Genomic DNA, 23,484 nt, shown 5'->3' on the forward strand with positions numbered 1-23,484 from the left:
AATCCGCACTATCATCGGCGTGGAGTCGTTTGACGGGCTGGTGGGGATGGGAAGGGGGGGTAACGACTCGCGATGGTCATCAGGCCTGACTTGTTGTCGTGTCGCCTGTTGGGCAGCCTGGCAATCTGGAAGAAGTAGCTGAGAGGATGTCTCTCGGTGTTACTGGATTGTGTTTGTTACTAGGCACAACACTGATCTCAACCTGAGTGTTCGGTGAGTCCCGACTAGGGTTCACACGCATCCCCTTTGGGGATCGGACCCGAGCCAGCGCTAGAGCGCTGAGTCGGATCGAAACACACTTGTTATAGGATCAAGCCTTACGGGCAATTAGTATCAGTTAGCTTAATGCATTACTGCACTTCCACACCTGACCTATCAACGTCCTGGTCTAGAACGACCCTTCAAGGAGCTCGAAGCTCCAGGGATATCTCATCTCAAGGCGAGTTTCCCGCTTAGATGCTTTCAGCGGTTATCTCTTCCGAACATAGCTACCCGGCGATGCCACTGGCGTGACAACCGGTACACCAGAGGCTTCGTCCACTCCGGTCCTCTCGTACTAGGAGCAGCCCCCTTCAAATATCCAACGCCCACGGCAGATAGGGACCAAACTGTCTCACGACGTTTTAAACCCAGCTCACGTACCTCTTTAAATGGCGAACAGCCATACCCTTGGGAACCGGCTACAGCCCCAGGATGAGATGAGCCGACATCGAGGTGCCAAACACCGCCGTCGATATGAACTCGTGGGCGGTATCAGCCTGTTATCCCCAGAGTACCTTTTATCCGTTGAGCGATGGCCCTTCCATACAGAACCACCGGATCACTATGACCTGCTTTCGCACCTGCTCGACTTGTCGGTCTCGCAGTTAAGCACGCTTATGCCATTGCACTATCAGCACGATTTCCGACCGTACCTAGCGTACCTTCGTACTCCTCCGTTACACTTTGGGAGGAGACCGCCCCAGTCAAACTGCCTACCATGCACTGTCCCCGATCCGGATCACGGACCAAGGTTAGAACCTCAAACAAACCAGGGTGGTATTTCAAGGACGGCTCCACCGAAACTAGCGTTCCGGTTTCATAGCCTCCCACCTATCCTACACAGATCGGTTCAAAGTCCAATGCAAAGCTACAGTAAAGGTTCATGGGGTCTTTCCGTCTAGCCGCGGGGAGATTGCATCATCACAAACACTTCAACTTCGCTGAGTCTCGGGAGGAGACAGTGTGGCCATCGTTACGCCATTCGTGCAGGTCGGAACTTACCCGACAAGGAATTTCGCTACCTTAGGACCGTTATAGTTACGGCCGCCGTTTACCGGGACTTCAATCAAGAGCTTGCACCCCATCATTTAATCTTCCGGCACCGGGCAGGCGTCACACCCTATACGTCCACTTTCGTGTTTGCAGAGTGCTGTGTTTTTATTAAACAGTCGCAGCCACCAGTTTATTGCAACCCCTTCACCCTCCTGGCGCAGGCCAGTCAAGCTACAGGGGCGTACCTTATCCCGAAGTTACGGTACCAATTTGCCGAGTTCCTTCTCCCGAGTTCTCTCAAGCGCCTTAGAATACTCATCTCGCCCACCTGTGTCGGTTTGCGGTACGGTCTTGTTAAACTGAAGCTTAGAGGCTTTTCTTGGAACCACTTCCAGTTGCTTCTTCACCTAGGTGAATGGCCTCACACCCTTGAATTCCGCGCCCGGATTTGCCTAAGCGCCTTCTCCAATGCAAGGACCGGGACTTCCAACACCCGGACAACCTTCCGCGATCCGTCCCCCCATCGCATTTAACAATGGTGCAGGAATATTAACCTGCTTCCCATCAGCTACGCATTTCTGCCTCGCCTTAGGGGCCGACTCACCCTACGCCGATGAACGTTGCGTAGGAAACCTTGGGCTTACGGCGAGGGGGCCTTTCACCCCCTTTATCGCTACTCATGTCAGCATTCGCACTTCCGATACCTCCAGCGCACTTTTCAATGCACCTTCGCAGGCTTACGGAACGCTCTCCTACCATGCACATAAATGTGCATCCGCAGCTTCGGTATATTGCTTAGCCCCGTTACATCTTCCGCGCAGGACGACTCGATCAGTGAGCTATTACGCTTTCTTTAAAGGATGGCTGCTTCTAAGCCAACCTCCTGACTGTTTTAGCCTTCCCACTTCGTTTCCCACTTAGCAATATTTGGGGACCTTAGCTGGCGGTCTGGGTTGTTTCCCTCTTGACACCGGACGTTAGCACCCGATGTCTGTCTCCCGTGATTGCACTCTTCGGTATTCGGAGTTTGCTATGGCGAAGTAATCCGCAATGGACCCTTCAACCATGACAGTGCTCTACCCCCGAAGGTGATACACGAGGCACTACCTAAATAGTTTTCGGAGAGAACCAGCTATTTCCAGGTTTGTTTAGCCTTTCACCCCTATCCACAGCTCATCCCCTAACTTTTCAACGTTAGTGGGTTCGGACCTCCAGTACGTGTTACCGCACCTTCATCCTGGCCATGGATAGATCACCTGGTTTCGGGTCTACACCCAGCGACTGAATCGCCCTGTTCGGACTCGCTTTCGCTACGCCTGCCCTAATCGGTTAAGCTTGCCACTGAATGTAAGTCGCTGACCCATTATACAAAAGGTACGCAGTCACCCCACAAGGAGGCTCCTACTGTTTGTATGCATGCGGTTTCAGGATCTATTTCACTCCCCTCCCGGGGTTCTTTTCGCCTTTCCCTCACGGTACTGGTTCACTATCGGTCGATCACGAGTATTTAGCCTTGGAGGATGGTCCCCCCATCTTCAGACAGGATTTCACGTGTCCCGCCCTACTTGTCGTACACCTAGTTCTTCCTCGCTGTTTTCGTCTACAGGGCTATCACCTGCTATGGCCGCACTTTCCAGAGCGTTCAACTAACAATGAAGATAAAGAGTACAGGCTGGTCCCATTTCGCTCGCCACTACTCTGGGAATCTCGGTTGATTTCTTTTCCTGCGGTTACTTAGATGTTTCAGTTCACCGCGTTCGCTTCGCATGACCTATGTATTCAGTCATGGATACTCCATTCGGAGTGGGTTTCCCCATTCGGACATCTACGGATCAAAGCTCGTTTGCCAGCTCCCCGTAGCTTTTCGCAGGCTACCGCGTCCTTCATCGCCTGTGATCGCCAAGGCATCCACCACATGCACTTGTTCGCTTGACCCTATAACGGGTGCGTCTCTGGCCGTCTTCACTGGGAAGACCGCGCGAGCCACATCGTTACAGGTTGAGTATTCGTGTTGCGCCGTATTCCAAGGCAATCTTTCGATCACCTTTTCATACATTGATACAATCACAACCCTGATTCACCTACTCGGCCACCCATCTCTAGATGTCCTTTCGTGAATCTCTTTACTACTTCTTCCTGATTGTTAAAGAACGACAGCCGATAATGCGGTTGCTATAACCGCCTATCTTTACTGACTGGCTCAATCGCCAATGCTTGTTTCACTGAACCGCCAGCACGTTTAAATGCCTGCGCCAGATAAACCAGCATTGAAGATTGGTGGAGGATGACGGGATCGAACCGACGACCCCCTGCTTGCAAAGCAGGTGCTCTCCCAGCTGAGCTAATCCCCCAGTCACATACATCACACAGGGGAACTTCGCCGATCAGCCACACCAGACAAGACATTGGTGGGTCTGGATGGATTCGAACCATCGACCCCCGCCTTATCAAGACGGTGCTCTAACCGACTGAGCTACAGACCCCTGAGTCTGTCTTTCAAATTCACAGCCGATAAGCGTGAGCGCTCAACTTTGATGCTGAAGCTCTGGAAAGGAGGTGATCCAGCCGCACCTTCCGATACGGCTACCTTGTTACGACTTCACCCCAGTCATGAATCCCACCGTGGTAAGCGCCCTCCTTGCGGTTAGGCTACCTACTTCTGGTGAAACCCACTCCCATGGTGTGACGGGCGGTGTGTACAAGACCCGGGAACGTATTCACCGCGGCATGCTGATCCGCGATTACTAGCGATTCCAGCTTCACGCACTCGAGTTGCAGAGTGCGATCCGGACTACGATCGGTTTTCTGGGATTGGCTCCCCCTCGCGGGTTGGCGACCCTCTGTTCCGACCATTGTATGACGTGTGAAGCCCTACCCATAAGGGCCATGAGGACTTGACGTCATCCCCACCTTCCTCCGGTTTGTCACCGGCAGTCTCCCTAGAGTGCTCTTGCGTAGCAACTAGGGACAAGGGTTGCGCTCGTTGCGGGACTTAACCCAACATCTCACGACACGAGCTGACGACAGCCATGCAGCACCTGTGTTACGGCTCCCTTTCGGGCACCCCGACCTCTCAGCCAGGTTCCGTACATGTCAAGGGTAGGTAAGGTTTTTCGCGTTGCATCGAATTAATCCACATCATCCACCGCTTGTGCGGGTCCCCGTCAATTCCTTTGAGTTTTAATCTTGCGACCGTACTCCCCAGGCGGTCAACTTCACGCGTTAGCTACGTTACTAAGGAAATGAATCCCCAACAACTAGTTGACATCGTTTAGGGCGTGGACTACCAGGGTATCTAATCCTGTTTGCTCCCCACGCTTTCGTGCATGAGCGTCAGTATTGGCCCAGGGGGCTGCCTTCGCCATCGGTATTCCTCCACATCTCTACGCATTTCACTGCTACACGTGGAATTCTACCCCCCTCTGCCATACTCTAGCCCGCCAGTCACAAATGCAGTTCCCAGGTTAAGCCCGGGGATTTCACATCTGTCTTAGCGGACCGCCTGCGCACGCTTTACGCCCAGTAATTCCGATTAACGCTTGCACCCTACGTATTACCGCGGCTGCTGGCACGTAGTTAGCCGGTGCTTATTCTTCCGGTACCGTCATCCCACCCAGGTATTAACCGAATGGTTTTCTTTCCGGACAAAAGTGCTTTACAACCCGAAGGCCTTCTTCACACACGCGGCATTGCTGGATCAGGCTTGCGCCCATTGTCCAAAATTCCCCACTGCTGCCTCCCGTAGGAGTCTGGGCCGTGTCTCAGTCCCAGTGTGGCTGGTCGTCCTCTCAGACCAGCTACAGATCGTCGCCTTGGTAGGCCTTTACCCCACCAACTAGCTAATCTGCCATCGGCCGCCCCTTGAGCGAGAGGTCCTAAGATCCCCCCCTTTCCTCCGTAGAGCGTATGCGGTATTAATCCGGCTTTCGCCGGGCTATCCCCCACTCCAGGACACGTTCCGATGTATTACTCACCCGTTCGCCACTCGCCACCAGGATTACTCCCGTGCTGCCGTTCGACTTGCATGTGTAAGGCATGCCGCCAGCGTTCAATCTGAGCCAGGATCAAACTCTTCAGTTCAAACCTGTTACTGTTTTTCGGTTCCGTTAAGAACCGGTCGCTCACTCAACGTACTGACGAATGATCCAGCCATCTTGCGACGACCAAACCTTCCTTTCATTACTGTGTGAGACTTGATACTTTCGCTTTTACGCCAGATTCCGAAGAACCCGGCCAGCGTCGCCATCAAGCGCCCACACTTATCGACTGTTAATTTTTAAAGATCAATTCGACACAAAAGTACTGCGTTGCTACTTCCTTTTGTTCGCCCCTCAGCAGAAGGGAGGCGAATTATGAGATGTATCCCGGACCTCGTCAAGCACCTTTGTGAAGTTTTTTTAAACGGGCCCAAAATAATCTAAAGCGGCCATCGCCGGACTTAGGAACGAGTCTCTGGATCGAGTCACGTTCAAGCACACCCAGTCAGCCGAGACCTAAGCATCCACAAACTGCACGATGCATTGTTTGTGCGCTTTCGAACATTCGCCCGGAATTCTGTCCCAGCATCATGAGCGTCGACTTCGCGGAGTCGATAGCGGCCGAGGCGGCTCACAGCACCGTGCGATTGGCGATGGAACCCGACGACATGAAAACGAACCCGCTGCAATACGACATCATCCGTGACGAAGCTGCTTTTCTCGCCTTGAGAGATGAGTGGGATGCGTTATGGCGCAGCGCCCACGGTCCGTATTACCAGTCGTTCGACGTCTGCTGGCTGGCGTGGCAGGAAGTCGCCAGGCCGCGCGGCCGCAAGCTGCTGTGCATCGTCAAACGTGAAGCGGGCAAGCTCGTGCTCGCGTGGCCGCTGGTGTCGTTCAAGCGGCAATTCTGGACCTATGTGGTGCCGCTCGGCCCCGATGCCGGCGACTACACCAGCGTGCTCGTCGAAGACGGTCCGTACACGGCAGCGCAAGTGGAAGGCGCGTGGCGCGTCGCGCGACGACACTGCGGCGCCGACTTCGTCCACATGCCGTACATGAAGGAGCACACCGCGCTCTACCGCGCGGTATCGCGCGAACCGAACGTGCTGTTCGCCGAACAGCATCCGTCGTGGGTTGCGCAGTTGCGCGGCGAAGCGAGTTGGGAAAGCTTCTGCGCGGACATCGGTCGGCGTCATCGCAAGAAGCCCGGGCAGCGCGAGCGTCGTCTCGCGAAAGAAGGCGATCTCGCCGTGCGGATGCTCGAACCGTCGGACACGACGGAGATTGCGTCGCTGGTCGACTGGATGCTCGAATGCAAGCGCGGCTGGAGCGACCGCACCGACAAACGCGGCGAGTGGCTGCACTCGCCTTACTACCGCAACTTCCTCGTCAGGCTGCTATCGCCGGACGCGGGCGCGGCGATGGCGCGCATCGTCGCTGTGTCGCTGGACGGCCGGCCGGTCGCCACCACCATCATCAGCGGCGGCAATCCGTGCGCGTCGGCGATCATCGCCGGATTCGACGCGCAGTTCGGCCGCTTCGGACCCGGCAAGGTGTCGATGGAGCATTGCGTGAAGTGGGCGCTTGAAAACCGCTTCGACGTGGATTTCGGCGTCGGCGACGAAGATTTCAAATCGTACTGGAGCCGCGATAACGTCGCGTCCGCCTATACGATGCAGGTAATCGTCACGCAATGGGGCACGCTCGCCGTGCGCGCCAGCCACGCGTTGCAACGCATCCGTCAGCGCGTGAAGGCCATCCGCAATCGCGCGACGGACGATCACGCCGCACCGGCGCCCGCACCCGCACCCGCACTCAACGTCAACGTACTGGACGACGCATAACCCGACCGCCACCGCGCGCAGTTGCAAATGCCTCCGCAACCGCAATCGCAACGAAAAAGGCCCGTGCGTCTGCGCACGGGCCTTTTTTAATCCAGCTCGCCTGACGGCGATGACGCTGCCGCTTACTGCACTCCCGCCGGATGATGCGCGTCCCCGGCCGTCAACGTGCCAGGCTTCGGCAAGCTCGCCCGAATCTTCTCGACATCCGACGCCGTCACTGCCGCGCCACGATTGCCCCAACCGCTGCGCACGAAGGTCGCGAGTTGCGCGGCCTCGTCGTCGCTGAGGCGCACGGCGAAGCCCGGCATCGGCAACGCGGACGGCGAACGGACCGTCGAGGGCATCGACGCGCCTGCCAGCATCACGTGCAGCAAACCGGTCGGATCGCTTGCGTTGACGGTCGAATTACCCGCCAGCGACGGGAACACCCGCGCCGCGCCCTGACCCGTGACCGCGTGGCAGGCCGCGCAGTTATCGAGGAACAGCCGCTCGCCGAGCGTCAGGTTCTTTGCGGCCGTCAGCTTCGCCTGCGTCTGCTGACGCGCACCCGATGCGTCCGCAACCGACGCTTGCGCGCTCGCGGGCAGCGTCTTCAGATACGCGGCCACCGCCGACAGATCGTCGTCGTTGAACCACGACGTGCTATGCGCGATCACGTCCTTCATCTCGCCCGTGACAGCCGCGTGCGTGTTGCGGCCGCTGCCGAGGTAATCGACCAGTTCCGCGTGAGTCCAACCCGCGACGCCCCGATCGCCCGGCTTGCCGGCCGCCCGCAACGACGGCGCGAGCCATCGGTTCAGATACGCGCCCGACAGAAAGCCGTTGTCGCCAGGACGGCTCTTTTCCTGCATCGCGAAGCCGCGCGCCGTGTGGCACGAACTGCAATGCCCCAAGCCTTCGACGATATACGCGCCGCGCGCGACCTGCGCGCTCGCGCCGTCCGGTGCGGAGAACGGCGTGCGATCGGCGAACGCCCAGTTCCACAGGCTCAAACCCCAGCGCTGGTTGAACGGGAACGACAGATCCGTTTGCGGCGGCGTCGTGGCGACGGGCGCCACGCCCTGCATGAAGAACGCATACAGCGCGTGCACGTCCGCGTCCGACACCTTGCTGTACGACGTGTACGGCATCGCCGGATACAGGTTGCTGCCGTCGGCGCGCTTGCCGTGACGCAGCGCGTCGCCGAATTGCGCCTCGGTGTACGCGCCGATCCCATGCGCGCGATCCGGCGTGATGTTGGTCGAATAGATCGTGCCGAGTCCGCTGTCGATCGGCAGACCGCCCGCGAACGGCTTGCCGCCTTTCGCCGTGTGACACGCGACGCAATCGCCGAGCCGCGCCAGATACGCGCCTTCCTTGACGAGCTGCGCCTGATCGGCGGCACCGGTTGTGCTGGTGGCAGCGTCGGCCTGCGACGTCAGCAACGACGCCAGAATCCCCACGCACGCGAGGACGAATCGGGTTGTTTTCATCTGCGTCATACCTGCATCAACGGGCCGGGGGCCTTCAGATACTGTTCCTTGATCGCCTTGGCGGCCCAGTAGGTCAGCGCGGCAATCGTGCTGGTCGGATTGGCTTGCGTGTTCTGCGGGAACGCGCTGCCGCTCGGCACGAACACGTTGTGCACGTCCCAGCTTTGCAGATAGCGGTTGACCGCCGAGGTGCGTGGATCGGTGCCCATCGGTGCGCCGCCGACGTTGTGCGTCGAGATATACGAACCGGTCTTGAAGCGTGCGCCTAGCTTCGGAATCGAATCGGTGACGCTGTCCGGCTTCAGTTCGCCGACGATCGCTCGCATCTTTTCGGACAGGAACTGCACGAGCTTGAGTTCGTTTTCCTGCCAGTCGAACGTCATCCGCAACAGCGGCAAGCCGTACGGATCGCGATAGGTCGGATCGAGGTCGAGATAGTTGGTGCGGTACGACATGTTCGACGCCGTCAGCGACACCGACATGTGATGCCCGTAGTTCTGCTTGAGCGCCGACTTCCAGCCCGCGCCCCACTTCGGCGTGCCGCCCGGCAGCGGATGCGCGATCGGCGTGCCGGTCGGTTGCGAACCGTGCACCTTGGCCCCGCCGATGAAACCCATCGGCGCGCTGTCGAACGTGCCCGGCGAGAAGTCGCTGAACTGGCGGCCGTTCGCGCCGGCAGTCGCAAACGGATTGAATTCGAGATCCTTGTAGTACAGATGCAGCGCCGCGCCCAGCTGATACGCGTAGTTGCGTCCGACCACGCCTTCGCCCGTCACCGGATCGTAGGGCTTGCCGATGCCCGACAGCAGCATCAGTCGCACGTTGTTCAGCGAGAACGACGACAGGATCACCAGCTTCGCGGGCTGGAACACTTCGTTGCCGGCGGCGTCGATGTACGTGACGCCCTTCGCGGTCTTTTTGTCGTCGTTCAGATCGACGCGAATCACGTTCGATTCCGTCCGGTATTCGAAATTCGGACGCTGCTTCAGCGCATCGAGAATCGTCGTCTGCGGCGACGCCTTCGAATAGTTCAGGCACGCGTAGTTGCTGCAAAAGCCGCAGAAGTTGCACGGCCCGAGCTGCATCCCATACGGATTGGTCCACGCCTCCGACACGTTCGCCGACGGATTCGGGAACACGTGATAGCCGAGATTGGACGCGGCCTTCCTGAACATCGAACTGCTCAGGCTGTCTTGAAGCGGCGGCAACGGAAATGCATTCGAGCGCTGACCTTCGAACGGATCGCCGCCTTCGATGATCTTGCCGTTCACGTTGCCGGCCTGACCCGACGCGCCGCACACCTTCTCGAAGAAGTCGTAATGCGGTTCGAGTTCTTCCCACGTCACGCCGAAATCCTGCAACTGCATGTCCTGTTGCAACACGCCCTTGCCGAACGCTTCGTCGGCGAAGGTCTTCATGTGCAGATCGGTCGGACGCGGGCGCATCAGCACGCCGGTCCAGTGCAGACCCGCACCGCCGACACCGTCGCCGGGCAGGAACGCGCCGAGCTTGCGGTTCGGCAGCGCGACTTCGTTCAGGTTGCGTCGGACGGTGACGGCGGCCTGCTTCGGCTTTTGCATCAACTGATGACGCACCGAATTCGCCAGTTCGTCGGCGGGCTTCGGATACGCGAAATCCGCGTTGGTGCGGTCGTGACCGCGCTCCAGCGCGACGACGCTGAGTCCTTCTTTTGCCAGTTCGATGCTCATGATCGAGCCGGCCCATCCCAGCCCGACGACGACGACGTCGACCGGGTCTCTATTGATTGCCATGTTGTCTTCTTGAAAACGTATGCGGGGAATGCGCGCGTGGATCCGGCGCGGGGCGACGCAGCGTCAGCCGCGGCTGCCGTCGAGCGCGACCGGGCCGAGCGGATACGGCACGTTGTGCTGGTCGATCCATTCGGCGTAGCTGGCGCGCGCGCCGGGGAAGCCGATCATCTTCCACGCGCCCATGCCCTTGTTGCCGCCGTACTTCGGATCCGACAGATAGCCCTGCTTGGTGTCGGTCAGCAAGGTGCCGAAGAACCCGGACGCGGTCAGTTGCGACTCGTTGAAGGCGGAGAAATCGGCTTCATTTTTTTCGAGTTGCGTGAGCACCTGGTCGCGCGTAGCGTCGTCGAGCGCGTCGAACGGCTTGCCGTGCTGCTGCATCGCGAACTTCGATGCAGCGGCGATGCCGCGCCGGTAGACTTCCCGGGGCGTGTACGGCAACTGGTAACCGAGGTCCGGCGACGCGTGGACGTCGAACGGTCCTTCCAGATACCAGTCGGATGCGTGTCCGTAGTCGCCGTTGAGTTCCTTGTCGAGAAACACCGGAACGTTGGTTTCGAGCGCACCGGGACCGTCCGCGCTGGCCGGAATCAGCCGGTCGCACGCGGCCTGGATGAAGGTCCACTCGTCGGCGGTGAAGAACACCGGCTTGTAATCGCCGAGCGCAACCGGTGCGGGCGCGGCAAGCGCCGAGTGCAACAGGCTGGCGCCCAAGGTGACGACCGGTATGACGACGGCCGACGTGCGCATGAAATTGCGGCGGGTTTCGCTGATTTTCGAGGACATCGGAAGATAATTACTCGTGGCGTACGGGGTATTTCCCAACCGGGAAGCGTGGGGGTTTTCCGCGACCGGCGACCGGCGATGTAGCTCGACATGTCAGCAGTCGTCGTATATCTTGAAACTTGCTTACGGTTTGCTTTCCCAACTTTCGGGTAAAAATGCGGCTTTCATGCCACTTTTTCCCCAAAACCAAGGGATAACCCGGATAATACATGATACGAAGTCGGACAACTACAAGACGTAAATCAAAGTCCTGCCGACGCATCTGTGCGCATCTGTGCGCGTCGTTGCGCGTCGGCGTAGCGTCAACTTTCAAGCCTCCCTGCCTCAACCGCCTCTCAAGCCCGTGAATCCAACTCCCACTGCCTTACCGTTCCGGAACGCGTTGTTCGCGATGCTCGGCATCGGCCTCGTCAACATGCTGGTCGCACTCGACCAGACCGTCGTCAGTACCGCCCTTCCATCGATCGTCGCCGAACTGCACGGCTTCGAGTTCTACGCGTGGATCGCGAGCGCGTATCTCCTCGCGTCGGTGGTGACGGTGCCGGTGTTTGGGCGTCTCGGCGATTACTTCGGCCGCAAGCGTTTCGTGATTGCGGCGGTGATCGTGTTCACGGCGGCGTCGGTGTTGTGCGGCGTCGCGAACAGCATGCTGTTTCTCGCGATCGCGCGCGGTCTGCAAGGTGTCGGCGGCGGGATGATGGTCGGCACGGCCTTCGCATCGATTCCCGATCTGTTCCCCGATCCGCGCGCGCGGGTACGCTGGCAGGTCGTGATGGCGGCGGCTTACGGGATCGGCACGGCAGCGGGTCCGTCGTTGGGCGGCTGGATGAGCGAGCACTGGGGCTGGCGCTCGACCTTCCTGATCAACCTGCCGGTCGGCGCGGCCGCGTTGTATTTCATCTGGGCACATTTGCCCGCGCTCCGTCGTCCGCACGATGGCGAAGTGCGGATCGACTGGCTCGGCGCGGGACTGGTCGCGGTGGTGCTCGGCAGCTTGCAGTCGTTTATCGAGGCGGTGCCGAAAGACGGCCTGACCACCGGCAACCTGATTCTCGGCGCGTGCGTGGTGATCTCGGCGGCGGCGTTGCTGATCTGCGAAAAGCGCGCCACGCATCCGATCATCCCGCTCGATCTGTTCAAGGATCCCGAACTGGTGACGCTGTTCACGCTGTCGGTGCTGTCGGGTTTCGTGATGTTTTCGCTGATCTTCTTCGCGCCCTTGCTGCTGCAAGGCGGCTTCGGACTGTCGCCGCAACAGGCCGGCCTGCTGGCCACGCCGATCGCCGCGTGTATCGCACTCGGCAGCTTGCTGAACACGCGGATCGTGATTCACATGCGCAAGCCGACGCAAATCCTGTCGATCGGCTTTGCGCTGCTGCTGTTCGCGTCGATCGGGCTGGCTTTCAGCGGACCGGCCACGCCGCATCTGTGGATCGAACTGCCGATGGGCGCGGTCGGGATCGGCCTCGGCTTTATCCTGAACAACCTGAACGTGTTCGGCCAGGAGATCGCCGGGCGCGAGCGCTTCGGCATCACCACGGCGTTGCTGCAGTCCACGCGAATGGTCGGCGGGATGCTCGGCACGAGCATCGTCGCGACGATCGTGTCGCACCATTACAGCAACGTGGTCACGCGCACGATCAGCGTGCTCGGCGAATCCGTGGCCACGCAATGGCTGCCGCGTTTCGTCGACGTGCGGATTCTGATCGACGACGCGTCGCGCACCCAACTGATCGCGGATATGCACGCGTCCGGCCTGAACCCGGTGGTGTTCATCGACACCGCACGCGAGGCGCTGGTGCAGTCCATCCATATCGGCGTATGGCTGACGGCGGTGGCGGCGCTTGCGGCTGCGCTGCTGGTCCAGAGGATTTCACACGTCGTGTTTCGCCGCAGCTGACACCCGGCGATCGCCTGATCGACCGCCGATGAAAAAGGCCGCGAGCATTTGATGCTCGCGGCCTTTTTTACGTGCCGACAGCGAAAACGCGCCGACGCTTCAGGTCACCGGCGCCGGGTTGAACAGCGCCAGCGCATTGTGCAGCTTCAGCTTCTCGGCGCAGGTTTCCTTGCGCCCGCTGGCCACGTCGAGCATCAGGCGGAACAGCTCCCAACCCACGTCTTCGATGCTGGCATCGCCCGTCGCGATCGTGCCCGCGTTGATGTCCATCAGGTCATGCCAGCGGCGCGCGAGATCGCTACGCGTCGCGACCTTGATCACCGGCACTTCCGCGAGGCTGTACGGCGTGCCGCGACCGGTCGTGAACACGTGCAGGTTGATGCCGGCCGCCAGTTGCAGCGTGCCGCAGATGAAGTCGCTGGCGGGCGTCGCCGCGTAGATCAAGCCTTTCTGACGAACCTTTTCACCGGGCGACAGCACGCCGGAGATTGCCGAATTGCCCGACTTGATGATCGAGCCCATCGCCTTTTCGACGATGTTCGACAGGCCGCCTTTCTTGTTGCCAGGCGTGGTGTTCGCGCTGCGATCCGCGCCACCGCGCTTCAGATAATCGTCGTACCACTGCATCTCGCGGATGATCGCCGCTGCGACTTCCGGATTCGCCGCGCGCGCCGTCAACTGATCGACGCCGTCACGCACTTCGGTGACTTCGGAGAACATCACGGTCGCGCCCGCACGCACCAAAAGGTCGGTCGCGAAACCGACCGCCGGATTGGCGGTCAGCCCCGAAAATGCGTCGCTGCCGCCGCACTGCACGCCGATCACCAGATCCGACGCCGGGCAGGTTTCGCGACGGCGATTGTTCAGCCGCTTCAGATGGCCGTCGGCCATTTTCATGATCGAGTCGATCATCGACGCGAAGCCGACATGGTTGTCGTCCTGAAGCACGACGACATCGCCGTTCAGATCCGCAGCCATGTCGCCGACGTCCGCGACGTTCGCCATGTCGGGCGCGGCGGCAATCGGGATCGTGCCGGGCGGCATCAGGCGCTCAGGTTGCAGCTTTTCGCAACCGAGGCTGACCATCATCACTTCGCCGCCGAAATTCGGGTTCAGGCTGATATTGCGCACGGTGCGGATCGGCACCATCGCGTCGGGCGCGTCGATCGCGACGCCGCAACCGTAGGTATGGCCGAGACCCACGACGTCGTCGACGTTCGGATAGTTCGGCAGCAATTCGGTCTTGATACGCGCAACCGCGTGCTGCACCACGTCGGCGACGCACTGAACCGTCGTCGTGATAGCGAGAATGTTGCGCGAGCCGACCGAGCCGTCCACGTTCCGGTAACCCTCGAACGTATAGCCTTCGAGCGGCGGCATCACGGGCGCCTGGATGGTGGCGATCGGCAGGTCTTCGAGGCCCGGCGGCGTCGGCATCCGGATGACGTGCTCGTTGATCCAGCTGCCCTTGGGCAGCGACTTCAGCGCATAGCCGATCACCACGTTATAGCGGACGACTTCATCGCCTTCCGCGAGATCCGCGAGCGCAACCTTGTGGCCCTGCGGCACGCGCTCGCGCAGCACGAGACCATCCGGAAAGGTCGCGCCCTCGCCCAGACCGCCGTCGTTGACCACGATCGCGACGTTGTCGTTGGGATGCACGCGAATGTAAAGCGGAGACTGTTCCATTAGATCGATCCTTAGTGGCGCACGCGCGCCTACCTTATCTGGCGAATTCATACGTCATCCTACAACATACGATCTGTCGTCCGGTTTCCGTATTTACCCTATAACCCATATTATCGCTGGAAATCACGGTTGATGTGCCCTTCGCCTTGTTGTACGATGACGTATAAGAACTGACTCAATCCGAACTTGTTGCCTGGGACATCCAAATCATGACGACACCGCAAGAACTCAAGCAGATCGTTTCCGAAGGCCTGCTGTCTTTCCCCGTGACCGACTTCGATGCGAAGGGCGACTTCCGCGCCGATACGTATGCGCAGCGCCTCGAATGGCTCGCGCCGTATGGCGCGTCGGCGCTGTTCGTGGCAGGCGGCACGGGCGAATTCTTCTCGCTCACGCATAGCGACTACACCAACGTCGTGCGCACCGCGACCGAAGTCTGCAAGGGCAAGGTGCCGATCCTCGCCGGTGCCGGCGGCCCGACGCGCGTGGCGATTGCCTATGCGCAGGAAGCCGAGCGCAACGGCGCAAACGGCATCCTGCTGATGCCGCATTACCTGACCGAAGCCTCGCAGGACGGGATCGCGCTGCACGCAGAAGAAGTCTGCAAGTCGGTGCCGAACATGGGCGTGATTATCTATAACCGCGCCAATTCGAAGCTGAACGCCGACATGCTCGAGCGTCTGGCGGACCGTTGCCCGAACCTGATCGGCTTCAAGGACGGCGTGGGCGAGATCGAAAACATGGTGACGATCCGTCGTCGTCTGGGCGACCGTTTCTCGTATCTCGGCGGCCTGCCGACCGCGGAAGTCTACGCAGCAGCGTACAAGGCGCTTGGCGTGCCGGTGTATTCGTCGGCGGTGTTCAACTTCATCCCGAAGACCGCGATGGACTTCTACCGCGCGATCGCCGCGGACGATCACGCGACCGTCGGCAAGCTGATCGACGAATTCTTCCTGCCGTACCTGGCGATCCGCAACCGCCGTGCGGGCTACGCGGTCAGCATCGTGAAGGCCGGCGCGAAGCTGGTCGGTCACGATGCAGGTCCGGTGCGCGCACCGCTGACCGACCTGACCGACGACGAAATGAGCCAGCTCGACGTGCTGATCAAGAAGCTCGGCGCGCAGTAAGCGGCGCAGCACCCGCAAAAACGCCCGCGACGGAAACGTCGCGGGCGTTTTTTTATGGGCGCGCGAGCGTTGCCTCCGAACAATGCGGACGATGAGCCGATCGTCATACGACAACATATCTGTCTTCGCGATTTTTTTCGTAACTTGCCCGTGCTCAAGCCGTCGTAATGCGCGTCAAAACTCGCTATCCGTAACGCGCGTGGCGCTTATTTAAAGGGCTTTTATGCACCAAGAGGGAAAACCCTCACTATCTTGACGACCCGGTAGACGGTTAAAATTGTTGTACGATGACCGATTTCGAACGGACGGTTCATAAGGCCCTACCTGTCGACGGCATCGGAGCTTGGGAAGCTGTTCTCCCGCGTCCGGATTTCAGGAAATCATCATGGAAATGAGCCGCACGGCGAGCCGTACCGACGTTGCCAAACGCACGAACGTCCGCTACACGATTCTGCTACTGGTTTTTCTCATCACGACGTTCAACTACGCGGATCGCGCGACGTTGTCCGTGACCGGTTCCGCGATGCGCGCCGAGTTCGGCTTCGATGCAATCCGGATGGGCTACATCTTCTCCGCGTTCAGCTGGGCCTACGTGCTGTCGCAATTGCCGGCCGGCTGGCTGCTCGACCGCTTCGGCGCGCGGCGCGTCTACGCCGCGAGCATCTTCTTCTGGTCGCTGTTCACGTTACTGCAAAGCTCGATCGGTCTGCTGGGCAGCGCGGCGGCCGCCGTCACCGGCTTGTTCGTGCTGCGCTTCGCGATGGGCGCGGCGGAATCGCCGGCGTTTCCGGCCAACGCCAAAGTGGTCGCAAGCTGGTTTCCGACCACCGAGCGCGGCACGGCGTCCGCGATTTTCAACTCCGCGCAATACTTCGCGGCGGTGATCTTCACGCCGCTGATGGCCTGGCTCACGCACGCATTCGGCTGGCATCACGTTTATATCGTGATGGGCGTCGCCGGCGTGCTGCTCGCGCTGACATGGCTGAAGGTGATGAAGAATCCGGCGAGCCATCCGCGCGTGAATCGCGCCGAACTCGACTATATCGAGCAGGGTGGCGGCGTCGTGAACGGTCACACCCGCGCGGAAGCCGGCGCGGGCAACGCGAGCGCCGTCCGTGGCGCGAGCTGGTCGACCGTGCGTCAGTTGCTGGGCAACCGGATGCTGCTCGGTGTCTATCTCGCGCAATACTGCATCAACGTTCTGACGTATTTCTTCCTGACGTGGTTTCCGATTTATCTCGTTCAGGCGCGCGGAATGACGATTCTGCAAGCCGGACTGGTGGCGTCGCTGCCTGCGATCTGCGGCTTTTCCGGTGGTGTGCTCGGCGGCATTCTGTCGGATTCGCTGATTCGCCACGGACATTCGCTGACGATCGCGCGGAAAGTGCCGATCGTCGGCGGGATGCTGCTGTCGGCGTGCATCATCGGCTGTAATTATGTGACGACCGATTGGGTCGTCGTCGCGCTGATGTCGCTGGCGTTCTTCGGCAAGGGCATCGGCGCGCTGGGCTGGGCGGTCGTTGCGGACACGTCGCCGAAGGAAGCGATCGGCCTGTCCGGTTCGATCTTCAATATGTTCGGCAATATCGCCGGTATCGTCACGCCGATCGTGATCGGCTATCTGGTCGCGAAAACCGGCTCGTTCAACGGCGCGCTGGTGTTCGTCGGCTTCAATGCGCTGCTGACGGTGTTCGCCTATCTGGTGATCGTCAAAGACATCAAGCGCGTCGAATTGCACTGACCGTCGGGCGTCGCGCGACGCCCATTCGCGCTTGCGATTCACTCGATCCCCGGTTCCTGGAACCGGGGATTTTTCGTTTACGCCGCCGCCCATCGATCCGCGCGAGCGGGCGACGTCGGCCTGCTGCGACAAATCGGACTGATCCTATTTAAATTGCTGGACAATCTCCACGCGGATCGCTACATTAGGGAAACCAACTAGGTATTAACCCTAGGCACCCTAATCAGAGGTTTTCCATGGCAAGCGCATCGCACATCCGTTCCGCAACCCAAGCACGTTCGACCAGCCTGAAGTCGCGTGTCATCGCTCTGCTGCGTGATTTCCGCGCGTCGTTCGAGCGTCATGCGGAACTGGAAATGATGCTGGCAGCGGGCTTCGGCAATACGCTGAACAAGTCGGCGCAACTGGTGCCGGTTCGCGTCCGCGTTCACGGCGACCGTTAAGCGCTACGCCTCGCCAGTCGGGGCAACGTTCGTTCAGCTTTAATCGCACCGCCGTCCGCGCGGTCCGGTTGCAATTCGCTTCAGCTTTTGGCGCGCGACAAATCCGCGCGCCTCGGGTCGCCAGCCGCTTCATATGCCGCGCGGCGCCGCGTCGTCCTTCTGACGGTTTCCCGTCACTCTCCCGCTTCGCTCGTCCCGCTTTAAGCCGATACGCATCGTGTCAGCGCGCAAGTCATCGTATTTCCTTCGTACGAATCTCGTCGTCCGGGCGTGCTATCCGCCGCGCGGCGAATAGCCAACGGCCGCGCCTATAAGCCGGAAGCGCACGTCGAAACCCCGCGCATCCCGTATTATCAGTCGTCAGACGACGGTATAATTGGTGTCATACAGTATTGGCAACTATTTGATTCGGGAGCGTTTTCGATGGCAACACCTCTGGTTTCGGCTTCGCCACCACGACGCGCTCGCAACCTCGCCGAGTTCGTCGTGAACTACGTCAGCGAGCAGATCGCGTCGGAATCGCTGAAGCCCGGCGACAAACTTCCCACCGAGTCGCAATTGATGGCGACGCTCAGCGTCAGCCGCACGGTCATTCGTGAGGCGATCTCGCGTTTGCAAGCGGGCAATGTCATCGAGACGCGGCATGGTATCGGCAGCTTCGTGCTCGAACCGCCGCAAGAAAAGCTCGGTATCGACATGGTGCCGGCCACGACCTTGCGCGACGTGCTGTCCATCCTCGAATTGCGTATCAGCCTCGAAACCGAATGCGCGGGCCTCGCGGCACAACGTGCGCAACCGGAAGACGTGGCGCGGATGCGCGCGGCGCTCGACGCGCTCGACGCCACCCGCCGCAACGGCCGCGACAGTGTCGAAGCCGATCTGCAGTTTCATATTTCGGTCGCGCGCTCCACGGGCAATCGCTACTTCGTCGACATCCTCACGCAGCTGGGCAGCGCGCTGATTCCGCGCAAGCGCATCGATTCGGCGGGCATCGCGCACGCGGAACCGGACGCGTATCTGTCGCTGGTGAATCTCGAACACGAGAGCATTCTCGAAGCGATCTCGCGGCACGACGCCGACGGCGCCCGCGCCGCGATGCGCATGCATCTGTCGAACAGCCGCGAACGGCTTCGCAAGGCGAACGAAGCTGCGGGCATGCCCGCGCGCTGAGCATCGCGAGCGCACATAAAAAATGGCCGGGGTCTGCGAGACCCCGGCCATTTTTTTATGCCGCGACGCGGATCGCGCCACGGCTATCGCCCATTAGCTGCGCGTGATTTCGCCATCCCGACGACGCCACAAATCGAGCGGATTGCTGTCCGCCAGCGCTTGCGGCACCAGACCAGCCGGGAAATCCTGATAGCAGACCGGACGCAGGAAGCGCTCGATCGACGTCGTGCCGACCGACGTCACGCGGCTATCCGACGTTGCCGGGAACGGGCCGCCATGCACCATCGCGTGCGACACCTCGACGCCGGTCGGGTAGCCGTTCACCAGAATGCGGCCCGCCTTGCGTTCGAGAATCGGCAGCAGTTTTTGCGCAGCGGCGAGATCGTCGGCATCCATTTGCAGCGTGGCCGTCAACTGACCGGCAAAGTGCTCGGCAACCGCCAGCCATTCCGCTTCGTCCTTGCACGTCACGACCGTCGACACCGGGCCGAACACTTCGTCTTCGAGCGCGGGCGTCGCGAGGAAAGTCTTTGCATCGGTGACGAACAGTGCAGCGCGTGCCTGCGTCGGGCCGGTCGGTGCCGCGCCGCGCGCGACAGCTTCGACACCCTTCGTGCCCGCCAGCTTGTTTTCGCCTTCTTCGTAAGCAGCATGGATACCGCTCGTCAGCATCGTTTGAGCCGGTTTGACCGTCAGCGCGTCGGATGCCGTCGCGACGAACGCCTTCAGCGCGTCGCTATCGATAGCGATTGCGAGGCCCGGATTCGTGCAGAACTGACCGGCGCCGAGCACCAGCGAATCGACGAAACCGCGTGCAACCGTCTCGCCGCGTGCAGCCAGCGCCGCCGGCATCAGGAACACCGGGTTGATGCTGCTCATTTCCGCGTAGACCGGAATCGGCTCGGGACGCGCAGCCGCGACGCGCATCAGCGACAAACCGCCCGCGCGCGAACCCGTGAAACCGACCGCCTTGATCGCCGGATGCGCAACCAGCGCTTCGCCGACCGAATTGCCCGCACCGACGATCATCGAGAACACGCCTTCGGGCAGATCCATTTGCTGCGCGACCTGCTGGATCACGCGACCGACCATTTCCGAGGTGCCCAGATGAGCGCGATGCGCCTTCACGACCACCGGACATCCTGCCGCGAGCGCCGCAGCCGTATCGCCGCCTGCAACCGAAAACGCCAGCGGGAAATTGCTCGCGCCGAACACGGCCACCGGGCCGAGACCAATCTTCTGCATGCGCAGATCCGAACGCGGCAGCGGCTTGCGCTCCGGCAACGGCGAATCGAGCGTCGCGCCCAGCCATTGACCCGCACGCACCACTTGCGCGAACAGCTTCAACTGACCGGTCGTACGGCCGCGCTCGCCTTCGAGGCGCGCTTTCGGCAAACCGGATTCTTCGTGCGCGCGCTGGATCAACGCGTCGCCGAGTGCGGCGATGCCGTCGGCGATGCGTTCCAGAAATTCGGCGCGCACCGTCAGCGGCAAGCCGCGATAGGCGTCGAACGCGTTGCCGGCCAGTTCACACGCTGCATTGACGTTGTCGACCGTGCCCGAACCGAACACCGGCTCGGCGATGTCGGCGCCCGTCGTGGGATTGAACGCGTGCAGCGCTTTTTCAGTGCCGCGCACCGCGTTGCGGCCAATCAGCATTTCGCCAGTAATAGACATTCGGGTCTCCTTGATGGGCATGAATCGTGATCAGTCATCCTACAACATTTACCGGTACGGAGACAAGATCGACGCGGTTTCATTCGGGAAATTATCGAGCATTCGGGTTAACAGCCCTACCGTGCGCGCGAATGCGGATGCTAGTCTCAAACCATGATGTACGACGACTTATAACGGTCCATGCCGTTTGCGCGGTGCGAACCGATCCCGGTCCCATCAATCGTTGCTGGAGGAGTCCGTCATGGCAACTGCCGCACCGCTTCACGCTGGTCAACCGTATCAAGCTTTGCCCAACTCTTTCCGACGCGCGGTGTGCGGCGGTGAAACGCTGATCGGCGCGTGGTCGTCGCTGGCGAGTCCGGTCGTTACCGAGTTGCTCGGGGTGATCGGATTCGACTGGATTCTGCTCGACGCCGAACATGCGCCCAACGATGTCCTGACGCTGATTCCGCAATTGATGGCGCTGAAGGACAGTCGGAGCGCGCCGGTCGTGCGGCCGCCTGCCAACGACAGCGTCTTTATCAAGCGACTCCTCGACAGCGGCTTTTCCAATCTGCTCATCCCCTTCGTCGACAATCCCGACGACGCCGCGCGCGCGGTCGCCGCGACCCGCTATCCGCCGTATGGAATCCGCGGCGTGTCGGTCAGTCATCGCGGCAACCGGTTCGCGACCGTGCCGGATTACTTCAAGATCGCTAACGACAACGTCTGCGTGATCGCGCAGATCGAAAGCACGAAAGCCGTCGAGGCGATCGACGCGATCGTCGCGGTGGACGGTGTCGACGCGGTGTTCGTCGGTCCGTCCGATCTTGCCGCGGCATTCGGTCAACTCGGCAATCCCAATCATCCCGACGTGCAACAGGCCATCGCACATATCTTCGAACGCGCGCAGGCGGGCGGCAAGGCGTCGGGCATTCTCGCGCCGCAACAGGCCGACGCCGAACGCTATCTGTCGATGGGTTGCCGCGTCGTGTCGGTTTGCGCCGACATGGGTTTACTCAAGGGCGCAGCGCAATCCGTCCAGCAGCACTTCATTCGTCGCTAGAAGAACCGGTGCGGACGCCGCACTGGTTCTTTGCGCATCTATGGCTCATCCATCGTTAAGCGCGTCGTGATCGCACGCGCCAGACTCTCAGGAGAACATCATGCAAAAAGCAGGCTTTATCGGACTCGGCATTATGGGCAAACCCATGGCCGCGAATCTTCTTAAGAACGGCGTTGCGCTAGCGGCCTTTACGCGCAGCGGCGTGCCCGACGACCTGACGCAAGCGGGCGCGGTGCCGTGTAACAGTCCGGCCGACGTCGCGACCAAAGCCGACGTGATCTTCATCATGGTGCCGGATACGCCGGACGTAGAGCGCGTTTTGTTCGGCGAGCACGGACTCGCGGCGTCCTTGCGCGCAGGTCAAACCGTCGTGGACATGAGTTCGATCTCGCCGATGGCGACCCGCGAGTTCGCCGCGCGCGTACGCGAAAGCGGCGCCGAATATCTCGACGCGCCGGTGTCGGGCGGCGAAGTCGGCGCGAAAGCCGCGTCGCTGACGATCATGGTCGGCGGCACGCAAGCGAGCTTCGACAGCGTCAAACCGCTGTTCGACATGATGGGCAAAAACGTCACGTTGATCGGCGATGTGGGGGCCGGCCAGGTCTGCAAGGTCGCGAATCAGGTGATCGTCGCGGCCACCATCGAAGCGGTCGGCGAAGCGTTGCTGCTGGCATCGAAAGCGGGCGTCGATGCGTCGCGTGTCAGGGGGGCATTGATGGGCGGCTTTGCGTCATCGCGCATTCTCGAAGTACACGGCGAGCGGATGACCAAGCGGACATTCGATCCGGGCTTCCGGATCGAGTTGCATCAAAAGGATCTGAATCTTGCATTGTCGACCGCGCAAGCGCTGGGCGTTTCGCTGCCGAACACCGCAACCTGCCAGGCGCTGTTCAATGCGTGCACCGCGCATGGCGGCAAAGCCTGGGATCACTCGGCAATGGTTCGCGCACTCGAAATGCTAGCGAATCACGAGATCGGTCAGCCGGTCGCTTAAGCGCGACTTCCTGCATTTCGCGCTGCATTTTTCCGTCAGTCTTTCAGTTCGGTACGCGGCTTTCGATCCCGCTTTCACGTCGGGCCGCGTACTTCAGTCGGTCTCACTCCCCCGCTTTATTTCCCTCCCTTTCGCCACCCGCATCGTGTTGCGATCGCGTGCGCGTGATGGCGTGGCGTGTGCCACGTCACTGTGCCCAGTGAATTCACGCAGTCACGGACGATGCGAATTGCACGACCCGTGCGTGTGCATTTATTCGGATGCCATAGCGAATGCGGACTTTTCAAACACGGTCCTGATGCATCGTCGGCGAACTAAAAGCCATGCCTGTAACGATTATTCATAACATTGATGGTTTGCCGGGCATTTCTGTCCAAACGATTCGCATCGCGCAATGCATGAGATTGCACTGAACGAATAGCGAGCATTGCTTTCAAAGAATGCGGGGTTTCCCTGTACTTAAATTTAACGGCACTCCACGCCGAATTGCTCTACAACGGATTAAGCAATACCGATGAATGCCTTAAGCCGTGTTGCGTAGAGTCCGCTAAACGCCCGAAATGCGTGGCGTTTGCCAGTACGGCCGTGGC

Annotated in this window: 13 protein-coding genes, 2 tRNA genes and 2 rRNA genes; 8 read left to right on the forward strand and 9 right to left on the reverse strand. The window is 60.4% G+C overall.

Annotation, left to right across the window (positions count from 1 at the left end; all coding sequences use genetic code 11):
- Positions 1-306: 306 nt before the first annotated feature.
- From PW947_RS09630 to PW947_RS09645, 4 genes are all read right to left on the reverse strand, one after another.
- Positions 307-3,189: ribosomal RNA gene (locus PW947_RS09630) — 23S ribosomal RNA — on the reverse strand.
- A gap of 340 nt (positions 3,190-3,529) precedes the next feature.
- Positions 3,530-3,605: transfer RNA gene (locus PW947_RS09635), tRNA-Ala, on the reverse strand.
- A gap of 55 nt (positions 3,606-3,660) precedes the next feature.
- A tRNA-Ile gene (locus PW947_RS09640) sits at positions 3,661-3,737 on the reverse strand.
- Positions 3,738-3,803: 66 nt separating this feature from the next.
- Positions 3,804-5,334 (reverse strand): 16S ribosomal RNA (locus PW947_RS09645).
- The 16S and 23S rRNA genes sit together here with 2 tRNA genes alongside, the layout of an rRNA operon.
- Positions 5,335-5,899: 565 nt before the next feature.
- On the opposite strand from PW947_RS09645, the gene PW947_RS09650 reads away from it, so the two are divergent.
- A complete protein-coding gene (locus PW947_RS09650; RefSeq protein ID WP_299631212.1) occupies positions 5,900-7,078 on the forward strand; it encodes a GNAT family N-acetyltransferase in 1,179 nt (392 codons plus the stop codon).
- Positions 7,079-7,200: 122 nt separating this feature from the next.
- Here PW947_RS09650 and PW947_RS09655 read toward each other — a convergent pair whose 3' ends face one another.
- The 3 genes from PW947_RS09655 to PW947_RS09665 all read right to left on the reverse strand — a co-directional run bounded on the left by PW947_RS09655 (position 7,201) and on the right by PW947_RS09665 (position 11,108).
- Positions 7,201-8,550, reverse strand: coding sequence for a cytochrome c (locus PW947_RS09655; RefSeq protein ID WP_299631214.1), 1,350 nt, complete (start codon positions 8,548-8,550; stop codon positions 7,201-7,203).
- A gap of 5 nt (positions 8,551-8,555) precedes the next feature.
- Positions 8,556-10,322: a GMC family oxidoreductase gene (locus PW947_RS09660; RefSeq protein WP_299631216.1), complete on the reverse strand. Its 1,767-nt coding sequence runs from the start codon at positions 10,320-10,322 to the stop codon at positions 8,556-8,558.
- A gap of 63 nt (positions 10,323-10,385) precedes the next feature.
- Positions 10,386-11,108: a gluconate 2-dehydrogenase subunit 3 family protein gene (locus tag PW947_RS09665; RefSeq protein WP_299631218.1), complete on the reverse strand. Its 723-nt coding sequence runs from the start codon at positions 11,106-11,108 to the stop codon at positions 10,386-10,388.
- 391 nt (positions 11,109-11,499) lie between these two features.
- Here PW947_RS09665 and PW947_RS09670 point away from each other — a divergent pair, with 391 nt between their 5' ends.
- Entirely contained in the window at positions 11,500-13,008 is a 1,509-nt protein-coding gene (locus tag PW947_RS09670) for an MFS transporter (RefSeq protein ID WP_299631597.1), read from the forward strand.
- Positions 13,009-13,107: 99 nt separating this feature from the next.
- Here PW947_RS09670 and garD read toward each other — a convergent pair whose 3' ends face one another.
- Complete coding sequence (gene garD, locus PW947_RS09675; RefSeq protein ID WP_299631219.1) at positions 13,108-14,697, reverse strand: galactarate dehydratase; 1,590 nt, start codon at positions 14,695-14,697, stop codon at positions 13,108-13,110.
- 209 nt (positions 14,698-14,906) lie between these two features.
- Between garD and kdgD the strand changes: the two genes are divergently transcribed.
- From kdgD to PW947_RS09695, 4 genes are all read left to right on the forward strand, one after another.
- The gene (kdgD, locus tag PW947_RS09680; protein WP_299630071.1) at positions 14,907-15,824 is read left to right on the forward strand and encodes a 5-dehydro-4-deoxyglucarate dehydratase; all 918 of its coding nucleotides are present in this window, start codon (positions 14,907-14,909) and stop codon (positions 15,822-15,824) included.
- Between the two features lie 385 nt (positions 15,825-16,209).
- A complete protein-coding gene (locus PW947_RS09685; protein WP_299631221.1) occupies positions 16,210-17,565 on the forward strand; it encodes an MFS transporter in 1,356 nt (451 codons plus the stop codon).
- A 236-nt stretch (positions 17,566-17,801) separates the two neighbouring features.
- A complete protein-coding gene (locus PW947_RS09690) occupies positions 17,802-18,008 on the forward strand; it encodes a hypothetical protein (RefSeq protein WP_299631222.1) in 207 nt (68 codons plus the stop codon).
- A 423-nt stretch (positions 18,009-18,431) separates the two neighbouring features.
- Positions 18,432-19,178 carry a FadR/GntR family transcriptional regulator gene (locus PW947_RS09695; protein WP_299631224.1) on the forward strand — a complete coding sequence of 249 codons (747 nt, stop codon included), beginning with the start codon at positions 18,432-18,434 and terminating at the stop codon, positions 19,176-19,178.
- A gap of 93 nt (positions 19,179-19,271) precedes the next feature.
- On the opposite strand, the gene PW947_RS09700 is transcribed toward PW947_RS09695, so the two are convergent.
- A complete protein-coding gene (locus PW947_RS09700) occupies positions 19,272-20,855 on the reverse strand; it encodes an aldehyde dehydrogenase (NADP(+)) (protein WP_299631226.1) in 1,584 nt (527 codons plus the stop codon).
- A gap of 241 nt (positions 20,856-21,096) precedes the next feature.
- Between PW947_RS09700 and garL the strand changes: the two genes are divergently transcribed.
- Positions 21,097-21,900: a 2-dehydro-3-deoxyglucarate aldolase gene (garL, locus tag PW947_RS09705; RefSeq protein WP_299631227.1), complete on the forward strand. Its 804-nt coding sequence runs from the start codon at positions 21,097-21,099 to the stop codon at positions 21,898-21,900.
- Between the two features lie 100 nt (positions 21,901-22,000).
- On the forward strand, positions 22,001-22,894 hold the full coding sequence (locus PW947_RS09710) for a 2-hydroxy-3-oxopropionate reductase (RefSeq protein ID WP_299631229.1): 894 nt from the start codon (positions 22,001-22,003) through the stop codon (positions 22,892-22,894).
- The last annotated feature ends 590 nt before the right edge of the window (positions 22,895-23,484 follow it).

Origin of the sequence: Paraburkholderia sp., assembly GCF_028283785.1 — a bacterium.
In the GTDB taxonomy this organism is placed as follows: domain Bacteria; phylum Pseudomonadota; class Gammaproteobacteria; order Burkholderiales; family Burkholderiaceae; genus Paraburkholderia.

Bases quoted from the DNA above. Each gene is read 5' to 3' on its own strand.
- kdgD (WP_299630071.1), top strand. From the start codon at position 14,907: ATGACGACACCGCAAGAACTCAAGCAGATCGTTTCCGAAGGCCTGCTG.
- PW947_RS09655 (WP_299631214.1), bottom strand. From the start codon at position 8,550: ATGAAAACAACCCGATTCGTCCTCGCGTGCGTGGGGATTCTGGCGTCG.
- garD (WP_299631219.1), bottom strand. From the start codon at position 14,697: ATGGAACAGTCTCCGCTTTACATTCGCGTGCATCCCAACGACAACGTC.
- garL (WP_299631227.1), top strand. From the start codon at position 21,097: ATGGCAACTGCCGCACCGCTTCACGCTGGTCAACCGTATCAAGCTTTG.
- PW947_RS09695 (WP_299631224.1), top strand. From the start codon at position 18,432: ATGGCAACACCTCTGGTTTCGGCTTCGCCACCACGACGCGCTCGCAAC.
- PW947_RS09665 (WP_299631218.1), bottom strand. From the start codon at position 11,108: ATGTCCTCGAAAATCAGCGAAACCCGCCGCAATTTCATGCGCACGTCG.
- PW947_RS09650 (WP_299631212.1), top strand. From the start codon at position 5,900: ATGAAAACGAACCCGCTGCAATACGACATCATCCGTGACGAAGCTGCT.
- PW947_RS09685 (WP_299631221.1), top strand. From the start codon at position 16,210: ATGGAAATGAGCCGCACGGCGAGCCGTACCGACGTTGCCAAACGCACG.
- PW947_RS09670 (WP_299631597.1), top strand. From the start codon at position 11,500: ATGCTCGGCATCGGCCTCGTCAACATGCTGGTCGCACTCGACCAGACC.
- PW947_RS09690 (WP_299631222.1), top strand. From the start codon at position 17,802: ATGGCAAGCGCATCGCACATCCGTTCCGCAACCCAAGCACGTTCGACC.
- PW947_RS09710 (WP_299631229.1), top strand. From the start codon at position 22,001: ATGCAAAAAGCAGGCTTTATCGGACTCGGCATTATGGGCAAACCCATG.
- PW947_RS09700 (WP_299631226.1), bottom strand. From the start codon at position 20,855: ATGTCTATTACTGGCGAAATGCTGATTGGCCGCAACGCGGTGCGCGGC.
- PW947_RS09660 (WP_299631216.1), bottom strand. From the start codon at position 10,322: ATGGCAATCAATAGAGACCCGGTCGACGTCGTCGTCGTCGGGCTGGGA.